Raw genomic sequence first — 1,600 nt, forward strand, 5'->3', positions numbered from 1 at the left:
CCCCGATGTTGCGGCGGCCCTCCGCGCACTCGCGAAGGGCCGCCGCAACATCGGGGCCGGGCTTACACCCGGGTCAGATCCGCATCGGGGTCCCACTCATCCCGCTCCACACGCACCGCGGAGTCCGGGGCGAGCTGCTTGCGCAGCCCCTCGCCCTCCACGTCCACGTTCGGCAGCGCCTTGTCCAGCCAGCGCGGCAGCCACCACGCGGCCTTCCCGAGCAGCGCGAGCACCGCCGGAACGATGGTCATACGGACGATGAACGCGTCGAAGAACACCGCGATGGCGAGGCCGAAGCCGATCATCTTCACCATCGACTCGGACGAGCCGATGAACCCGGCGAAGACGCTCATCATGATGACCGCGGCGGCGGTGACCACCCGGGCCCCGTGCCGGAAGCCCGTGACCACGGCCTGGCCCGGCCGCTCGCCGTGGACGTACGCCTCGCGCATCCGGGTCACGAGGAACACCTCGTAGTCCATCGCCAGGCCGAACACCACACCGATCATGAAGATCGGCATCATGCTCATGATCGGGCCGGGCTCCTCGACGTTGAACAGGCTCCCGCCCCAGCCCCACTGGAAGACCGCGACAACCGCGCCCAGCGCCGCCACGACGGACAGCAGGAAGCCGAGGGCCGCCTTGAGCGGCACCAGCAGCGACCGGAAGACCACCATCAGCAGCAGGAAGGCCAGGCCGACGACCAGCCCCAGATAGGGCAGCAGCGCGTCGTTCAGCTTCTGCGAGATGTCGATGTTCATCGCCGTCTGGCCGGTCACCAGCATCTCGGCGCCGGTCCCGGACTTGAGGGACGCGGCCTCGTCCCGGATGTGGTGCACCACATCCTCGGTGTCGACGCTGCTCGGCTTGTACTTGGAGATGACCGTCAGCATCGCGGTGTCATTGGCCTTGTTGAACTGGGCCGGGCTGACACTCGCGACGCCGTCGACGTCGCGGATGGCCTTGCGGGCCTGCTCCACAGCGCCCTTGGGATCGTCGCTGCCCTTGGCGTCGACGACCACCATCAGCGGTCCGTTGAAGCCCGGGCCGAAGCCGTCGGACATCAGGTCGTACGCCTTGCGCTTGGTGGTGCTGGTCGGCTGCGAGCCGTCGTCGGGCAGGCCGAGCTCCAGGCTGGCCGCGGGGAGCGCGGCGGCGCCGAGGCCGAGCACACCCACCAGCAGCACCGTCACCGGGCGGCGCAGTACGAAACGGGCCCAGCGGGTACCCGCGTTGGGCTTCTCCTCGCCCGCGGCCTCGCCCTCCGCGCCCTTCTTGGCGGCCTTGCGGACCTTCCGGCTGAGCACCTTGCTGCCCGCGAAGCCCAGCAGGGCCGGGATGAGGCTGATCGCGATGAGGACGGCGATGACCACCGTGCCCGCCGCGGCGAAGCCCATCTTGGACAGCATCGGGATGTTGACGACCGCGAGGCCGGCGAGGGCGATGACGACGGTGAGCCCGGCGAAGACCACCGCGGATCCCGCGGTGCCCACCGCACGCCCGGCGGCCTCTTCCCGCTCCTGCCCCTCGGCCAGTTCGGCCCGGTAGCGGGAGACGATGAACAGCGCGTAGTCGATGCCGACCGCGAGGCCGATCATCA

Annotated in this window: 1 protein-coding gene; it reads right to left on the reverse strand. The window is 69.9% G+C overall.

Annotated elements, in window-relative coordinates:
- Positions 1–62: 62 nt before the first annotated feature.
- On the reverse strand, positions 63–1,600 hold a 1,538-nt coding region (locus tag CCN51_RS48425; protein ID WP_086861059.1), incomplete at its 5' end, for an MMPL family transporter.

Origin of the sequence: Streptomyces milbemycinicus, assembly GCF_002154605.1 — a bacterium.
Lineage (GTDB): Bacteria > Actinomycetota > Actinomycetes > Streptomycetales > Streptomycetaceae > Streptomyces > Streptomyces milbemycinicus.